The organism is Allobosea sp. WAO (assembly GCF_001509835.1).
Classification (GTDB): Bacteria; Pseudomonadota; Alphaproteobacteria; order Rhizobiales; family Beijerinckiaceae; genus Allobosea.
The window spans coordinates 296,056-310,968 of record NZ_JXTJ01000004.1; the positions used below are offsets into that span (position 1 = coordinate 296,056).

Genomic DNA, 14,913 nt, shown 5'->3' on the forward strand with positions numbered 1-14,913 from the left:
GTCAGCGGCAGCGTCGATAGCGCGTGCCGCCATAGACGACTTCATCGTTCGAGACGACCTTGAGCGTCCGGCTGGCACGGCGCTTCGGCCCGTCGATGCTGAAGCAGGTTCCGTTCAGCCGGTATTCATTGGCGGAGACGCGCTCGATCCGGCTGAACTGACAACCGCCCTCGCCGGCCTCGCCGGTGCGGCCGCCGCGGTTGAAGCCGACATAGGCGCCCTCGGTTCCTTCCTTGAGCCATCTGCAGCCCTGCTGCGCGGGATCGCCGAACTCGCCGCGGATCGGCAGTTCGGCGGCACTCGCCACGCCGGCCGCCGCGATGGTCATGATCCCGCTCAGAATCGTCAACCTGACCGCCATTTCCGCCTCCGTCCCGTCTCGGTGCCCTCTGCTCTGAAATCTTCACTTGCAAGAAGAAGGGAGGCTTTCGCGCCTGCCAATACGAGCCGTAGACCTCTCTTGCGGAACACAAGGCGAACAGGTATGTTGTTCGCGCTTTGTTTCGATTCCGATGCGAAAGGCTGGGGCGGCAAGATCATGCTGACACGCAAACAGTTCGAACTGCTCCGCTTTATCCACGAACGGCTGCGTGAATCCGGCGTGCCGCCTTCGTTCGACGAGATGAAGGACGCGCTCGACTTGCGCTCCAAATCCGGCATCCACCGGCTGATCATGGCACTGGAGGAGCGCGGCTTCATTCGCCGGCTGCCGAACCGTGCCCGCGCGCTCGAAGTGATCAAGATGCCGGACGGAATCGGCGGACCGCAGTCGCAGCGTGGGCGCTTCAGCCCCTCGGTCGTCCAGGGTGGCCTCGGACAGACACCGCCGCCCGCACCGGCAGCCAACCTCGCCAAGCCGCGCCCGGCGGGCACCGAGGAGAACGGGCGCTCGACCGTCTCGATTCCCGTCATGGGCCGCATCGCTGCCGGCACGCCGATCTCGGCGATCCAGGACCGCAGCCATAGCGTCTCCATGCCGGCCGACATGCTCGGCGGCGGCGAGCACTACGCGCTCGAGGTCCGCGGCGATTCGATGATCGAGGCTGGTATCCTCGACGGCGATACCGTCGTCATCCGCAAGCAGGACACCGCCAATACCGGCGACATCATCGTCGCCCTGATCGACGATGAGGAGGCGACGCTGAAGCGGCTGCGCAAGCGCGGTTCCTCGATCGCGCTCGAGGCGGCCAACCCCGCCTATGAGACCCGCGTCCTCGGCCCGGACCGCGTCAAGATCCAGGGCCGGCTCGTCAATCTGATGCGGCGCTACTGAAGTAGCCCGCTTTCCTCCGCCTGCTCGGTCGACGCGTTCGCGGGCGCACGTGCCGGCTCCGATGAGGAAGACGCGGCGGGCCGGGCACGGGTCCAGGGGCGCAGGCGCGTTGCGTCCTCGGCGGTGTAGGCGCGCCAGCTGTTGCCGCGCGAAGGGCCTAGCGCCGTCGCTCCATCGCGGGTGAGTGCTGCCCGGTCGATCAGCCGGGCGGTGCAGGTGCCGTTGGCGTGGAGCGGCGTGACGACGAGGTCGGCGCGCTGGCAGTCTTCGACGATGGCAACGCGGTCCCGGGTATAGGCGACGCTGCGGCCATCCCTGAGGCGGATCACGCAGCCGCGCGCATCGCAGGCGGCGCCTTCCCGCAAGGCGGGATCATCCGGGGAGCGGGAATCCCCGTCGGCATGGAGCCATTGCGCCAGGACGAAACGGCTCGGCTTGCCCGCGAGGACGAGCCGTCCTTCAGCGCCACGCACCAGGATACCGGAGCCGTCGCGCTCGATCAGGATGTCGGGCCGCGTCGGGTCCGAGGCGAGCGCCAGGCCGGCGCAGAGCGGCAGCGCCGCCAGGAAGCGCAGCGCGGTCGTCCACAAAGTCAGCCAGAGCAGCGCCAGCGCGAATAGGGCGAGCGCCGCAGCGTCGAAGGCCGGCAGCACCACCGTCGAGCGCTCGATCCCGGCAACCCAGTGGGCGAGCCGCAGGACGAGGCCGGAAGCCCAGCCCATCAACGCCCAGGCCGGCCAGTCGAGCCCGAACGGATAGGCCAGCACGCCGAAGACCGCGGCCGGCATGACGATGAGCGACACGAAAGGCAAGGCGAGCGCGTTGCCGAGCAGGCCGAACGGGTTGAAGGTCTGGAAGTGATAGACGCCGAAGGGCGCGGTGGCGGCCGTCGCCAGCAAGGTGGTGACGATGATGCCGACGGCCGAGAGCCAGAGCGGCCTTAACGGCCAGGGCCAGCTGGCGGCGGCCGCATCCGGCGGGCGCTCCTGCCAACGCTCGGCGAAGGCGATCAGCGCGGCGACCGCGCCAAAGGACATCTGAAAGCTCGGCCCGAGCAGCGCTTCCGGTTCGCGCAGCAAGACGATGATCGCGGCCAAAGCGAGATTGCGCATACTGAGGGCCGGCCGGTCGACCAGGATGGCGCCGAGCATCACCAGTGTCATGATCAGCGAGCGCACGGTCGCGACCTCGGCGCCCGAGAAGACGCAATAGGCGGTGGCACCCAGCATGGCGGCGAGCGCGGCGAGCTTCTTGACCGGCCAGACGAGCGCAATGGCGGGCGATAGCGCCAGCAACGCCCGCGCCAGCCAGAAGATCGTCCCGGCCGCCAGAACCATGTGCAAGCCCGAGATCGAGACGATGTGGTAGATGCCGGCGGCGCGCAGATCGTCATTCGTCGTCTCGGTGATCAGACCGCGCTTGCCGGTGACCAGCGCGGCCGCCATCGCGCCTGCCTGCCCGCCGCCGATCGTGGCGATGCGCTCGGTCAGCGCATTGCGGGCCTGGTCGATGGCGACGCTCCAGGCGAGCTGCCGCGACGGCGGCACCGGTGCCGGGGCCAGCGCGACCTTGCCGGCGATGCTGCCGACCGCGCCGATGCCGCGGAAGAAAGCGTCGCGGGCAAAATCGTAGCCGCCGGGACGCGCCGGGCCGGGCGGTGGCAGAAGCCGAGCGGTCGCAACGATGTGATCGCCCGGCTTCAGCGTCGTCGCGACCGTGCTGACACGGATCCGACGCGGCCTCTGCTGCGGGTCGACGCCCGGCATGTCGGTGACCAGCACGACAAGCCGGACGCCCTTCTCACGCTGCTCCAGCGCCTCGACGAAGCCGGTGACCTTGCCGACGTGGAGGCGGGCGAGCGCTGGCGCAGCGATGCTCGCCGTGCGCCAGGCTCCAGCGGCGAAGCCAGCGAAGAGAGCGGCGAGCGCCACGCAGATCGCCATGGCGCGCCGCTTCCGGCGCAGCAGCAGCGCCGCGAGCGCCGACAGCGCGAAGCCGAGCAGCGGCGCGGCCAGGCCCGGCTCGCGATCGGCGAGGAAATACAGGATGACGCCGAGCCCGAGCGGCGCGGGAAGCCAGTTGAAGAGACGGCGCCGTTCGATCTCGGTTTCGAGCATGGCGCCGAAGCGCATGCGCCAGCTCGCGGGGTCCCAGGCCGGGCTCTGCGACAGCCGACGCGTCCACCCTGCCCCGCCCTGCAAGGCAAGGACAGCCCCAACGGCCTTGCGGCGACGCCCGGGCGGAACGGAGAGCAATCGGCCTCCCTTTCGCCGCCGGCGCAGGAAGGCGCTTAACGGCGGCCGCAAAGCCATGTTACAGCGACCGCGCCGGTTGTCAGCCCCGGCCGAGACCGCCTGTGAGCCGGCCCTCGCCCTCCCTTCGCCCGTTCCGTCGGAGTCCTTCTTTCATGAGCGATGAGGTCGTCACGCGCTTTGCGCCGTCGCCTACCGGATTCCTCCATATCGGCGGCGCCCGCACCGCCCTGTTCAATTGGCTCTACGCCCGCCGCCATGGTGGCAGGATGCTGCTGCGTATCGAGGATACCGATCGCGAACGTTCGACCGATGCCGCGATCGCCGCGATCCTCGACGGGCTGTCCTGGCTCGGCCTCGATTGGGATGGCCAGACCGTCTACCAGTTCCAGCGCGCAGCCCGCCATCGCGAGGTCGCCGAGCAGATGCTCGCCGCCGGTCGCGCCTACCATTGCTATGCGACGCCGCAGGAACTCGACGAGATGCGCGAGAAGGCCAAGGCCGAAGGCCGGCCGATGCGCTATGATGGGCGCTGGCGCGACCGCGATCCCGCGACGGCGCCGGCCGGCGTCAAGCCGGTGATCCGCCTGCGGGCCGACCAGACCGGCGAGACCGTGGTCGAGGACGAGGTCCAGGGCCGCGTCGTCTGGCAGAACGAAAATCTCGACGACCTCGTCCTGCTCCGCTCCGACGGCAACCCGACCTATATGCTCGCCGTGGTCGTCGACGACCACGACATGGGCGTCACCCATGTCATCCGGGGCGACGACCACCTCACCAATGCGGCACGGCAGACGCAGATCTACCAGGCGATGGGCTGGAAGGTTCCCAGCATGTCGCACATCCCGCTCATTCACGGCGCCGACGGAGCCAAGCTCTCCAAGCGCCATGGCGCGCTCGGGGTCGATGCCTACCGCGCCATGGGCTATCTGCCGGCCGCCTTGCGCAACTACCTGCTGCGCCTCGGCTGGAGCCATGGCGACCAGGAGATCTTCTCGACCGAGGAGATGACGGCGCTGTTCAACCTGTCCTCGATCGGGCGCTCTCCGGCGCGCTTCGACTATGCCAAGCTGGAGAACCTGAACGGGCTCTACATGCGCCAGTCGGACGACCGCGAGCTGCTGGAGGCTCTCAAGGCGATCCTGCCCGAGATCGGCCCGGCCCGCGGGGTGCCGGCAAAGCTCGACGCGGCACTCGAAAGCCGCTTCCTGGCCGCCATGCCCGGGCTGAAGGAACGCGCCAAGACTTTAGTCGAACTGCTGGACAGCGCCTTCTATCTCTATGCCCAGCGTCCGTTGGCCCTCGAGCCCAAGGCGGCCGCGCTGCTCGACGACGCGGCGCGCGAGCGGATGCCGAAGCTCGCGGAAAAGCTGGCGGCACTGCCGGAGTGGGAAACCCCGGCACTCGAAGCCGCCGTGCGTGAATTCGCCGAGACTAGCGGCGTCAAGCTCGGCCAGGTGGCGCAGCCGCTACGTGCCGCCCTTACCGGCCGCACCACCTCGCCGGGGCTGTTCGACGTGATGGCCGTGCTCGGGCGCGAGGAGGTTCTGGCGCGGCTCTCCGACGTCGCCTGAGCCGGACCGGCGCAGGCGGCAATGCCGCAGTGCGGGAGGGAACAGCCGTGGCCATGTCGCTCTCTGTTGAACCCCTCCCGGAAATGGTCTAGCAACGCGGCGTGGCGGCTGCTCCCTCCCCGGAACAGCAGCCGCCAAAAATGCTTCAAAATCAGTCTGATGAACGCTTCCTCGCCGCAGCGGCACCCTCACATTCCGTCATGGAGCCGGCATTGCGGAGCTTCGGACGGCGCCTGATGACCAGTGATCGGTCGGAACGACATTCGGCCGCTGAGATGATTTGAGATCGAGCCTGAAAGGATCGGCATCCATGAGCGGAACCACGAGTCAGTTGAATGTTGACGGCAAGACCGTCGACATGCCGGTCAAGACTGGATCGATCGGGCCTTCGGTCATCGACATCAGCAAGCTCTACGCCCAGACCGGGATGTTCACCTACGATCCCGGCTTCACCTCGACGGCGAGCTGCGAGTCGCAGATCACCTATATCGACGGCGACGAGGGCGTGCTGCTCTATCGTGGTTACCCGATCGAGCAGCTCGCCGAGCATGGCGACTTCCTCGAGACCTGCTACCTGCTGCTGTACGGCGATCTGCCGACCGCGGCCCAGAAGGCCGATTTCGACTATCGCGTCACGCGCCACACCATGGTGCACGAGCAGATGGCCCGCTTCTTCCAGGGCTTCCGCCGCGATGCGCATCCGATGGCGGTTCTGGTCGCCTCGGTCGGCGCCATGTCGGCCTTCTACCACGACTCGACCGACATCTCGGACCCGCAGCAGCGCATGATCGCCTCGATGCGGATGATCGCCAAGATGCCGACGCTGGCGGCGATGGCCTACAAGTACACGATCGGCCAGCCCTTCGTGTATCCGCTGAACTCGCTGGACTACAGCTCGAACTTCCTGCGCATGTGCTTTGCGGTCCCGGCCGAGGAGTACAAGGTCAACCCGGTGCTGGCGCGCGCCCTGGACCGCATCTTCATCCTGCACGCCGACCACGAGCAGAACGCTTCGACCTCGACCGTGCGTCTCGCCGGCTCCTCCGGCGCCAATCCCTTCGCCTGCATCGCGGCCGGCATCGCCTGCCTGTGGGGGCCCGCCCATGGCGGCGCCAACGAGGCGGCCCTCAAGATGCTCGAGGAGATCGGCTCGGTCGACAACATCCCGAAATACATCGCCAAGGCGAAGGACAAGAACGATCCCTTCCGCCTGATGGGCTTCGGGCATCGCGTCTACAAGAACTACGATCCGCGCGCCAAGATCATGCAGAAGACCACGCATGAGGTGCTGAACGAGCTCGGCATCAAGGACGACCCGCTGCTCGATGTCGCGATGGAGCTGGAGCGGATCGCCCTCTCCGACAGCTACTTCATCGAGAAGAAGCTCTATCCGAACATCGACTTCTATTCGGGCATCACCCTCAAGGCGATGGGCTTCCCGACCTCGATGTTCACGGCGCTGTTCGCGCTGGCGCGCTCCGTTGGCTGGATCGCGCAGTGGAAGGAAATGATCGAGGATCCGTCCCAGCGCATCGGCCGTCCGCGCCAGCTCTACACCGGCGCGCCGAAGCGCGACTACGCGCCGATCGGCCGCCGCTGAGCCGCACGCCATTCAAAGCCTTTTGAGGCCGCGACGGGAAACCGCCGCGGCCTCATTGTTTCCAGGGATTGAACTTAAGCCTGATCGTGACGCGCGGCCTCGACGCGCTACAGTCGGCTACAACGTCCAGGAGGGTTTGAATAATGCCTCGTCCAACCGATCTGAGCCGCCGCAGCTTCCTCGTCGGCGCCTCGGCACTTCCGCTCGCCGGCGGGCTCGTCGCCCCGTCTCATGCCCAAGCCAACTTTCCGACCCGGCCAATCACCCTGATCGTACCCTTCGCCGCCGGCGGCTCGACCGACATCGTCGCGCGCCTGGTCGGCCAGAAGATGGGCGAGCTGCTCGGCCAATCCGTGGTGATCGACAACCGCGCTGGCGCCGGCGGCAATATCGGGTCGACGGCGGTCGCACGCGCAGCACCGGACGGCTACACGCTGCTGATGGGCACGATCTCGACCCACGCGCTGAACCCCGCCATCCTGAAGACGGTGACCTTCGACGCGGTCAAGGATTTCACTCCGATCTCGCTGCTGGCAGTGGTGCCTAATGTGATGGTGGTGCATCCGAGCTTCCCGGCCAAGACCGTCCAGGAGGTCCTGAAGGTCCTGAAGGACAACCCAGGCAAATACTCCTACGCCTCGTCCGGCGTCGGCACGCCGCTGCACCTCTCGGGAGAGCTCTTCAAGTCTCTCGGCGGCGTCAGCATGAACCATGTGCCTTATCGCGGCGCCGGGCCGGCGCTGAACGATGTCGTCTCCGGCGCGGTGCCGATCATGTTCGACAACCTGCCCTCCTCGGCCCAGTTCATCCGCACCGGGCAGCTGCGCGCGATCGGCGTGACCACCAAGGAGCGGGTTTCGTCCTTCCCGGATCTGCCGACGATCGCCGAAGGCGGCCTTGCGGGCTACGAGACCTATACCTGGAACGCGCTCTTCGGCCCCGCCAACATGCCAAAGGCGGTCGTCGACAAGATCAATGCCGCGGCGAACAGTTCGCTTACCGATCCGACCGTGAAGCAGCGCCTGGAGGATGTCAGCGCGGTGATCGTCGGCTCGACCCCGGAAGCCCTGGGCGAGCACGTCAAGGCGGAGCTCGCGAAATGGGCGCCGATCGCCAAGGCCTCGGGCGCCGCCCTCGAATAGCGCGGCGCTATCGTCCGGACGCGGCGGCCGCTCGCGCTTCTACCAGCGCGAGCGCCGCTTCGACGGCATTCGCGGCGGGGCTTGGCCCGGCGCTGCGCATGTTGTGCTCGACCCTGGCAAAGCCGTCGAGTTGGCGGCGGCGGGCAGCCCCCTCCGGGATCACTGCGAGCAACGCCTGCGCCAGCGCATCCGGCGTCACATCGTCCTGGATGAACTCGGGAACGACGTTCTCACCGAGAATGAGATTGGGCAGGATCACGGTCGGCAGCTTGATCAGGCGGCGGGCAAGCGCCGCTTCCCACCCGGCGCCGCGATAGGCCGCGACCGTCGGAACCTGTGCCAGAGCAAGCTCGAGCGTGACCGTTCCAGATGCGGCGAGAGCCGCGCGTGCCTGACGGAAAGCCAGAAGCTTGGCCGCTTCGCCCGTGACGATCTCCGGCTTCACCGACCAGTCGGCAACGACCTGGCTGATGGTCTCAACCAGACGCGGCACGGCCGGCAGGACGAAGCGCGCCTGCGGCAAGACCTGGGCGATGCGAGCGATCGCCTCGCCGAAGGCGGGCATGAGATGGCGGATCTCAGAACCGCGGCTGCCGGGAAGCACGAGAATGAGGGGCGCAGCCGCATCAGCTCGCAAGCGGACCTCGTCGGCGTCGGGGCGCAGCTCGTCGAGCCGTTCGATCAGCGGATGCCCGACATAGACCGTCTCCGGGCCGCCGAGGCGCGCCAGCGCCTCCGGCTCGAATGGCAGCAGTGCCATGATGCGGTCGACATGCGGGCGCATGCGCCGCGCCCTGCCCTGACGCCAGGCCCAGACGCTCGGACAGACCCAGTGTACGATCGGCACGGCCGGATTGAGCCGGCGCAGCTTCTTGTCGACGCGCAGGCTGAAATCCGGCGCGTCGATCGTCAGCATCAGATCGGGAGCGAAAGCCGCTGCAGCCTTGGCAGCGTCCGATATTCGCCTCAGCAGCAGCGGCAGGCGCGCTACGACCGGGCCGAAGCCCATCACCGCGATGTCTTCCTGGGGGAAGACGCTCTCCAACCCCTCGGCCGCCAGCACCTCGCCGCCGACGCCGTGCAGGTCGAGCGGCCGGTCGCCGAGGTCACGGCGAAGCTGCTGCACGAAGCGGGCACCTAGCGCATCGCCCGAGGCTTCGCCCGCGACGACAAAGAGCCGGAACGGCCGGCTGCTCACGCCACGCCCTCGATGAAGATGCCGGCAGCATCGGCCTGGGCCGCAAGGCGGGCGCGGTCGCCGACGAGGACGCCTCCGGCCCGGACGGCAATCCCAGCCAACCCCGCCTCCGCGACGCGCGCGACGGTATCCGGCCCGATCGCCGGCATGTCGACGCGCAGATCCTGGCCGTGCTTCGGCGCTTTGACCAGCACGCCATCGCCCTTGCCGAGCTTGAGGCGCCCTGCCCTGACGAGACCTGCAACGCGTTCGAGCATGGCATCGGTGCCCTCGGCCGCCTCGACCGCAATCACGCGATGATCGGCGACGACGGCGCCCTGGCCGATGTCGAAAGGAGAGAGCGCCGCCAGCAGATCGAAGCCGCGCAGCAAGGCTTGGCGTGTCATCTCGGCTGGGCGGGTTCGTCCGAGCACGCCGAGCGGGGCAACGATTTCGGGCGCCATCTCGGCGGGGCTTCCGACCCGGAACCCCTGCCCCTCGAAGAAGCTCACCACCCCCTTCAGCAGGTGATCGTCACCGCCCTGGAAGGCACGTGCGAAATGCGGCAGGTACTTCAAGGTCGAAAGCTCTGGCGCCAGCGCACCGAAGCTGGGGCGCGGCAAGGCGCCGATCATCACGATATCGGTGACCTGGCGGCGCTTGAGCGCATCGAGAAGCCGGCCGAGCTGACCGAGCCGGTACTCGTGCGCCTCGCAGCCGGGGAAATCTGCGATGCTCGCCGCGCCTGAAAGCGCCGCGACGTAGACCTCGGCACCTGCGGCCCGCGCATTGCGAGCGATATGCGCCGGGTACTCGCCGGCGCCGGCCAGGATGGCTAGGCGCAGCCCGGCTCGTCGACCGGGCCCTTCCGCCGGACTAGTGCTCACCGGTCCGGCGCGTTGACGTCATGCGGCACGCAGATCGCCCGCTCGCCACCACTGCGAATGAAATCGAGGATCTCGTGGATCAGCGGATGCGAGGCGAACTCGCTGGCGACGTCCTCGACGCGCTCCGACAAGGTGCCTTCGTCAGCGAACAGCAGGCGGTAGGCACGGCGCAGCTCATGGATCTGCTCGCGGGAGAAGCCGCGGCGCTTCAGGCCGACGAGATTGAGGCCAGCCAGATGGGCCGGGTTGTCACGCACCATGCCGAAGGGAATGACGTCGTGCATCACGCCGGCACCGCCGCCGATAAAGGCGTGATCGCCTACCCGGATGAACTGGTGCAGACCGGTGCCCCCGCTGACGATGACGAAGTCGCCGACAGTGACGTGGCCGGCGCACATCACATTGTTCGAGAAGATGACGTTGCAGCCGATGATGCTGTCGTGACCGACATGCGAATTGGCGAGGAAGAGGCCGTGATCGCCGATCACGGTCTTCATGCCGCCGCCCTCGGTCCCGGGGTTCATCGTGACGCCTTCGCGAATCACGCAATCGGCACCGATGGTTAGCGTCGAAGGCTCACCCTTGTACTTAAGGTCCTGCGGCGGATGCCCGATCGAGGCGAAGGGATAGATCTTCGTGCGGGCGCCGATGCTTGTGAGGCCAGCAACCGCAACATGGCTGATCAGCTCGACCCCGTCACCGAGCGTGACCTGCGGACCGACCGTGCAGAACGGACCGACGATGACGCCCTCGCCCAGCCGTGCAGCGGGGTCGACGACCGACATCGGGTGGATCGTAGCACTCATGAAATGGGACCTGTCGACTTGGTTTCTGGTCGGAATCAGCGGCGCGGGATCAAATTGCGCCGCGTCTCACATCACCATTGCGGAGAGCTCTGCCTCGGCGACGAGAACGCCGTCGACCTTGGCCTCGCCGCGGTAAAACCAGATATTGCGCTTGCGTGCGATCTTCGTGAGGTGGAAACGCAGGCTGTCGCCGGGGACGACGGGCTTGCGGAACTTGGCCTTGTCGATGGTGGTGAACAGCACCGTGGAGACGGCGCTCTCATCCTCGCCGCGCGAGCTGACGACAAGCACGCCCGCCGTCTGCGCCATCGCCTCGATCATCAGCACACCCGGGAACACCGGCCGTCCCGGGAAATGGCCAGTGAACTGAGGCTCGTTGACGGTGACGTTCTTGATACCGACGCCGGAAGCATCGCCATCCATCTCGACGACACGGTCGACAAGCAGAAAAGGATAGCGGTGCGGGATGCAGGCCATGATCTTCTGGATATCGGCCACGCCGAGCGATTTCGTCGCATCCGTCATCGTATCACTTCTCCTAGAGCGCCTTCCGGCCATGCCTCCGGTCGCTCATTCTCTGCCATGCAAGCTGCATTGCCGGAAAAGCCGGCCGCAGATCAAGCGCTTTCGTCGCCACCCGTCGCCTTGCCGCGCTTGGCGACGAGCTGTTTCAGCAAGGCGGTTTCGCGCGCCCAGCTCAGCGCCGGTTGCGCTGGAGAGCCGCCATAGCGGGCGCCACGCGGAACATCGCCGGCGACGCCGCTCTGGGCCGCGATCTGCGCGCCCATGCCGATCGTCAGATGGCCGGCTAGGCCGACCTGCCCGCCGAGAACGACGAAATCCTCCAGCGTGCTGGAGCCGGCGATTCCGACTTGCGAGACGATGACGCAATGGCGGCCGATCACGCAGTTATGGCCAATCTGGACGAGATTATCGATCTTTGTGCCTTCGCCGATCACCGTATCGCGGCTCGCGCCGCGGTCGATGCAGCTATTGGCGCCGATCTCGACATCGTCTTGGATGATCACGCGGCCGACCTGCGGCACCTTCATGTGCCCCCTGGGGCTCATGGCGAAGCCGAAGCCGTCTTGGCCGATGCGCACGCCCGGATGGATAATGACGCGGTTGCCGATCAGCGCGCTCTGCAGGGAGCTGCCGGCGCCGATGCTGCAGTCGCGGCCGATCCGGACCTGCGGTCCGATCACCGCATGCGGGCCGATGATGCTGCCGGCGCCGATTTCCGCACCGGGTCCGACCACCGCGCCGGGATCGACGGTGACGTTGGCCTCGAGCCGGGCCGTGGCATGGACGAAGGCGCCCGGAGCCACCCCGGCCGAACCGAACATCGAGGCCGGCCGCAGGGCCTGCGGGTGGAAGGTGGCGAGCAGCTTGGCGAAGGCGTGATAGGGCGCCGGCGTCACCAGCGCGACGGTGCCGGCCGGCACGCGATCGGCAAAGCGCGGCGAGACGAAGCAGAGCCCCGCCGAAGTGCCGGCAAGCGCCGCGACATATTTCGGGTTGTCCATATAGGCGGCGTCGGTCGCGCCGGCCGTCTCGAGCGGCGCGACCCCTTCGACGCGGCGCGCCGGGTCGGCGCCTTCCGGCAAGGTGAGACCGCAAAGCGAAGCGACCTCGTTGAAGGACAACGAGGTCGCCACGGGAAAGAAGCTGGGATCTGCCATGAGCGAGTCCAAAGCAGGGCGGACTACGCCGCCCTGCTGGGGGTCAGAAGCGGGCGCCGCCCGAGAAGCGGAAGGCCTGCAGGCGATCGCCGCCGTACTTGCCGGCAATGCCGGTCGCCGGGTTGACACCGTACTGGCCGTCATCCTTCGACAGCGCATAGGCGTAGTCGAAGCGGATCGGACCGAGCGGCGACTGCCAGAGCAAGCTGACGCCGACCGAGGAGCGGATCACGTTCTTGTCGCGAACGCAGGCCACGTTGTTCTGGTAGGCCGAATTCGTCGCAACGTTGAACTGGCGCGCTTCCGAACCGTTCGGGCAGCCCGCGAACGCGCCGTTGGTGATGCCCTTCGAGCCGCCATCATAGTTGAACAGCGTGCCCGCATCGGCGAACACCGCACCCTTCAGGCCGAGATCGCGCGGCAGACCGAAGATCGGGAACTGCACTTCGAGCGAGCCACCGAAATAGGTGGTGCCGCCGAGGGCATTCGCCGTCGGATCGTTGAGCACGTCGCGCGGGCCGATACCGGACGGCGCGAAGCCGCGCACCAGCGTCGGTCCAAGGAAGTAGTGGTCGATCATCCGGAGCTCGCCGCCACCGGTCGACTGGACGTGACCGCCCTGGACACGCGCGATACCGACGAAGTCCTCGAGGAACTCCTTGTAGTAGCGCGCATCGGCGCTGACACGGAGAAACTTCGAGTCGCCGCCGACACCGGCGAATTCCGGCTTGAGCTCCGCGATGAAGCCGTTGCGCGGGCTCTGGTAGTTGTCGAGCGAGTTGTAGTTGAAGTTCAGGCCGACCAGAGAGGTCAGCGTCGTGCCCTGAGCTTCCTTGACCGCGATGGACGCTTCGCCATTGGTCAGGCAGTTGTAGATATTGTCGGCGGAGGGGCCGCCCACCGAGCCGGGCGTGATGCCGGGGATCGGATAGCTACAGTCGTTGTAGGGACGACTGAAGTTATTCGGGATCTTGATCTCGGTCGTATAGAGCGAGTAGCGCGGCGTGATCGAGAACTCCTCCGTGATCGGGAAGGAGAAGCGAATCTGTCCGCCCGTCACACGGCTCTCGAAACGGCCGATATTGTAGTTGTCGTTGAACTTCGAGAACAGGTCGAAGCCCGCCGCGATCCGGCGACCGAGGAAATAGGGCTCGGTGAACGAGAAGTCGATGCCCTGGGTGCGCTGACCGAGCGTGCCGGCGATGCGGACGAACTGGCCACGGCCAAGGAAGTTCGATTCGGAGAGCGAGACCTCGCCGATCATACCGTCCGAGGTCGAGTAGCCGCCGGCGATCGAGAACGAACCGGTCGCCTTGTCCTCGACGTCGATGTTGACGACCACGCGATCGGGCGCGCTGCCCGGCTCGTTGGTGATCCGGACCTTGTTGAAGAAGCCGAGATTGTTGAGGCGGCGCTCCGCACGGTCGATGAAGACCTTGTTGTAGGCATCGCCTTCGCCGAGGTCGAGCTCACGGCGCACGACGTAGTCACGCGTCCGTGTATTGCCGCGAACGTTGATCCGCTCGACATAAACACGCGGACCTTCCTCGACGACATAGGTGATGCCGATCAACTGGCCGTTCGCATCACGCTCGCCGCGCGGGCGGACCTGCGCGAAAGCATAGCCGCGGCGCGAAACCTCGGTCGTCAGATTGACCAGCGACCGCTCGACCGCCTCGGCGTTGTAGGTATCGCCGGCGGAGGTGGTGACCAGCCGCTCGAGCGCGCCGGGATCGATGTCCCGCAACTTGGAATCGACCGAGACGTTTCCGACGCGATAGCGCTGACCTTCATCGACCGTAACGTCGATGATCCAGCCACCCTTGGCGTCGTCGAAGCGCGCATCGTTCGCGACGATCCGGAAATCGGCGTAGCCGTTCTTCAGATAGTAGCGCCGAACCAGTTCGAGATCGGCAGCGATACGATCGGGATCGTAGACGTCGGACGTCTTGATGAAGCTGAGGAAATTGGACTCCGTCGAGCTCATCAGATTGCGCAGGCGCGACGAGGAATAGACACCGTTCCCGGAGAAATTGATCTCCTTGATACCGGTCTTGCCGCTCTCGACGATCGTGAAGACGACGTCCGAGCGGCCGTTCGGCAGCGCCTGGATACGCCCGGAAACGGTCGCCGAGCCATAGCCCGCGCGACGATAGACTTCCTTGAGGCGCTCGACGTCGGCGTCGATCAGCGCCTGGCTCATCGGACCGTTCGCCTTGGACTGGACCTGACCGAGCAGCACATCGCTCTTCAGGCGGCGATTACCCTCGAAGGCGACGCGGTTGATCGAGTCGTTCTCCTGGACGGAGACGACGGTCTGGGAGCCGCGACGGCTCACCTGAACATTGGAGAAGAGCCCGGTAGCCAGCAGATTCTGACGAATCTCCGCCGGATTTCCGGCTCCCTGCGCGGTCACGTAGGAGCGGATCGTCTCCGCATCGACGCGCCTGTTGCCTTGGACAATCACGGCCTGCGCAAACGCCACGCCACCGCTTACGGCCAACATAAAGGCCGAAAGTC

The 14,913-nt window shown here is 66.8% G+C and carries 12 protein-coding genes; 4 read left to right on the forward strand and 8 right to left on the reverse strand.

What is annotated here, in order from left to right; translation table 11 throughout:
* Position 1: 1 nt before the first annotated feature.
* Positions 2–328, reverse strand: a complete 327-nt coding sequence (locus tag DK26_RS05925; protein ID WP_184231665.1) for a hypothetical protein — start codon at positions 326–328, stop codon at positions 2–4.
* Positions 329–538: 210 nt separating this feature from the next.
* On the opposite strand from DK26_RS05925, the gene lexA reads away from it, so the two are divergent.
* Positions 539–1,273, forward strand: a complete 735-nt coding sequence (gene lexA / locus DK26_RS05930; protein ID WP_066470163.1) for a transcriptional repressor LexA — start codon at positions 539–541, stop codon at positions 1,271–1,273.
* Here the strand turns inward: lexA and DK26_RS05935 are convergent.
* A complete protein-coding gene (locus tag DK26_RS05935) occupies positions 1,267–3,405 on the reverse strand; it encodes a ComEC/Rec2 family competence protein (protein WP_066469336.1) in 2,139 nt (712 codons plus the stop codon). The genes lexA and DK26_RS05935 overlap by 7 nt on opposite strands.
* 275 nt (positions 3,406–3,680) lie before the next feature.
* On the opposite strand from DK26_RS05935, the gene gltX reads away from it, so the two are divergent.
* From gltX to DK26_RS05950, 3 genes are all read left to right on the forward strand, one after another.
* Complete coding sequence (gene gltX, locus DK26_RS05940; RefSeq protein ID WP_066469337.1) at positions 3,681–5,099, forward strand: glutamate--tRNA ligase; 1,419 nt, start codon at positions 3,681–3,683, stop codon at positions 5,097–5,099.
* A gap of 310 nt (positions 5,100–5,409) precedes the next feature.
* Positions 5,410–6,699 (forward strand): citrate synthase, encoded by a 1,290-nt coding sequence (gltA, locus tag DK26_RS05945; RefSeq protein WP_066469341.1) that lies wholly within the window; start codon positions 5,410–5,412, stop codon positions 6,697–6,699.
* Positions 6,700–6,842: 143 nt separating this feature from the next.
* Positions 6,843–7,841 carry a tripartite tricarboxylate transporter substrate binding protein gene (locus tag DK26_RS05950; RefSeq protein WP_066469342.1) on the forward strand — a complete coding sequence of 333 codons (999 nt, stop codon included), beginning with the start codon at positions 6,843–6,845 and terminating at the stop codon, positions 7,839–7,841.
* A 7-nt stretch (positions 7,842–7,848) separates the two neighbouring features.
* Here the strand turns inward: DK26_RS05950 and lpxB are convergent, their stop codons facing one another.
* The 6 genes from lpxB to bamA form a co-directional block, all read right to left on the reverse strand.
* Complete coding sequence (lpxB, locus tag DK26_RS05955; protein WP_066469343.1) at positions 7,849–9,039, reverse strand: lipid-A-disaccharide synthase; 1,191 nt, start codon at positions 9,037–9,039, stop codon at positions 7,849–7,851.
* A complete protein-coding gene (gene lpxI, locus DK26_RS05960) occupies positions 9,036–9,905 on the reverse strand; it encodes a UDP-2,3-diacylglucosamine diphosphatase LpxI (protein ID WP_066469345.1) in 870 nt (289 codons plus the stop codon). The genes lpxB and lpxI overlap by 4 nt, the downstream gene beginning before the upstream one ends.
* Positions 9,902–10,711 carry an acyl-ACP--UDP-N-acetylglucosamine O-acyltransferase gene (gene lpxA / locus DK26_RS05965; protein ID WP_066469347.1) on the reverse strand — a complete coding sequence of 270 codons (810 nt, stop codon included), beginning with the start codon at positions 10,709–10,711 and terminating at the stop codon, positions 9,902–9,904. The genes lpxI and lpxA overlap by 4 nt, the downstream gene beginning before the upstream one ends.
* Before the next feature lie 66 nt (positions 10,712–10,777).
* The gene (fabZ, locus tag DK26_RS05970) at positions 10,778–11,236 is read right to left on the reverse strand and encodes a 3-hydroxyacyl-ACP dehydratase FabZ (RefSeq protein WP_066469349.1); all 459 of its coding nucleotides are present in this window, start codon (positions 11,234–11,236) and stop codon (positions 10,778–10,780) included.
* A gap of 92 nt (positions 11,237–11,328) precedes the next feature.
* The gene (gene lpxD, locus DK26_RS05975) at positions 11,329–12,393 is read right to left on the reverse strand and encodes a UDP-3-O-(3-hydroxymyristoyl)glucosamine N-acyltransferase (RefSeq protein ID WP_066469351.1); all 1,065 of its coding nucleotides are present in this window, start codon (positions 12,391–12,393) and stop codon (positions 11,329–11,331) included.
* Positions 12,394–12,436: 43 nt separating this feature from the next.
* Complete coding sequence (gene bamA / locus DK26_RS05980) at positions 12,437–14,899, reverse strand: outer membrane protein assembly factor BamA (protein ID WP_248309877.1); 2,463 nt, start codon at positions 14,897–14,899, stop codon at positions 12,437–12,439.
* Positions 14,900–14,913: the final 14 nt, after the last annotated feature.

What these genes read in the sequence shown, in the direction of transcription:
- DK26_RS05925 (WP_184231665.1), bottom strand. Translation starts at nt 328, where the DNA reads ATGACCATCGCGGCGGCCGGCGTGGCGAGTGCCGCCGAACTGCCGATC.
- lexA (WP_066470163.1), top strand. Translation starts at nt 539, where the DNA reads ATGCTGACACGCAAACAGTTCGAACTGCTCCGCTTTATCCACGAACGG.
- DK26_RS05935 (WP_066469336.1), bottom strand. Translation starts at nt 3,405, where the DNA reads ATGCGCTTCGGCGCCATGCTCGAAACCGAGATCGAACGGCGCCGTCTC.
- gltX (WP_066469337.1), top strand. Translation starts at nt 3,681, where the DNA reads ATGAGCGATGAGGTCGTCACGCGCTTTGCGCCGTCGCCTACCGGATTC.
- gltA (WP_066469341.1), top strand. Translation starts at nt 5,410, where the DNA reads ATGAGCGGAACCACGAGTCAGTTGAATGTTGACGGCAAGACCGTCGAC.
- DK26_RS05950 (WP_066469342.1), top strand. Translation starts at nt 6,843, where the DNA reads ATGCCTCGTCCAACCGATCTGAGCCGCCGCAGCTTCCTCGTCGGCGCC.
- lpxA (WP_066469347.1), bottom strand. Translation starts at nt 10,711, where the DNA reads ATGAGTGCTACGATCCACCCGATGTCGGTCGTCGACCCCGCTGCACGG.
- fabZ (WP_066469349.1), bottom strand. Translation starts at nt 11,236, where the DNA reads ATGACGGATGCGACGAAATCGCTCGGCGTGGCCGATATCCAGAAGATC.
- lpxD (WP_066469351.1), bottom strand. Translation starts at nt 12,393, where the DNA reads ATGGCAGATCCCAGCTTCTTTCCCGTGGCGACCTCGTTGTCCTTCAAC.
- bamA (WP_248309877.1), bottom strand. Translation starts at nt 14,899, where the DNA reads ATGTTGGCCGTAAGCGGTGGCGTGGCGTTTGCGCAGGCCGTGATTGTC.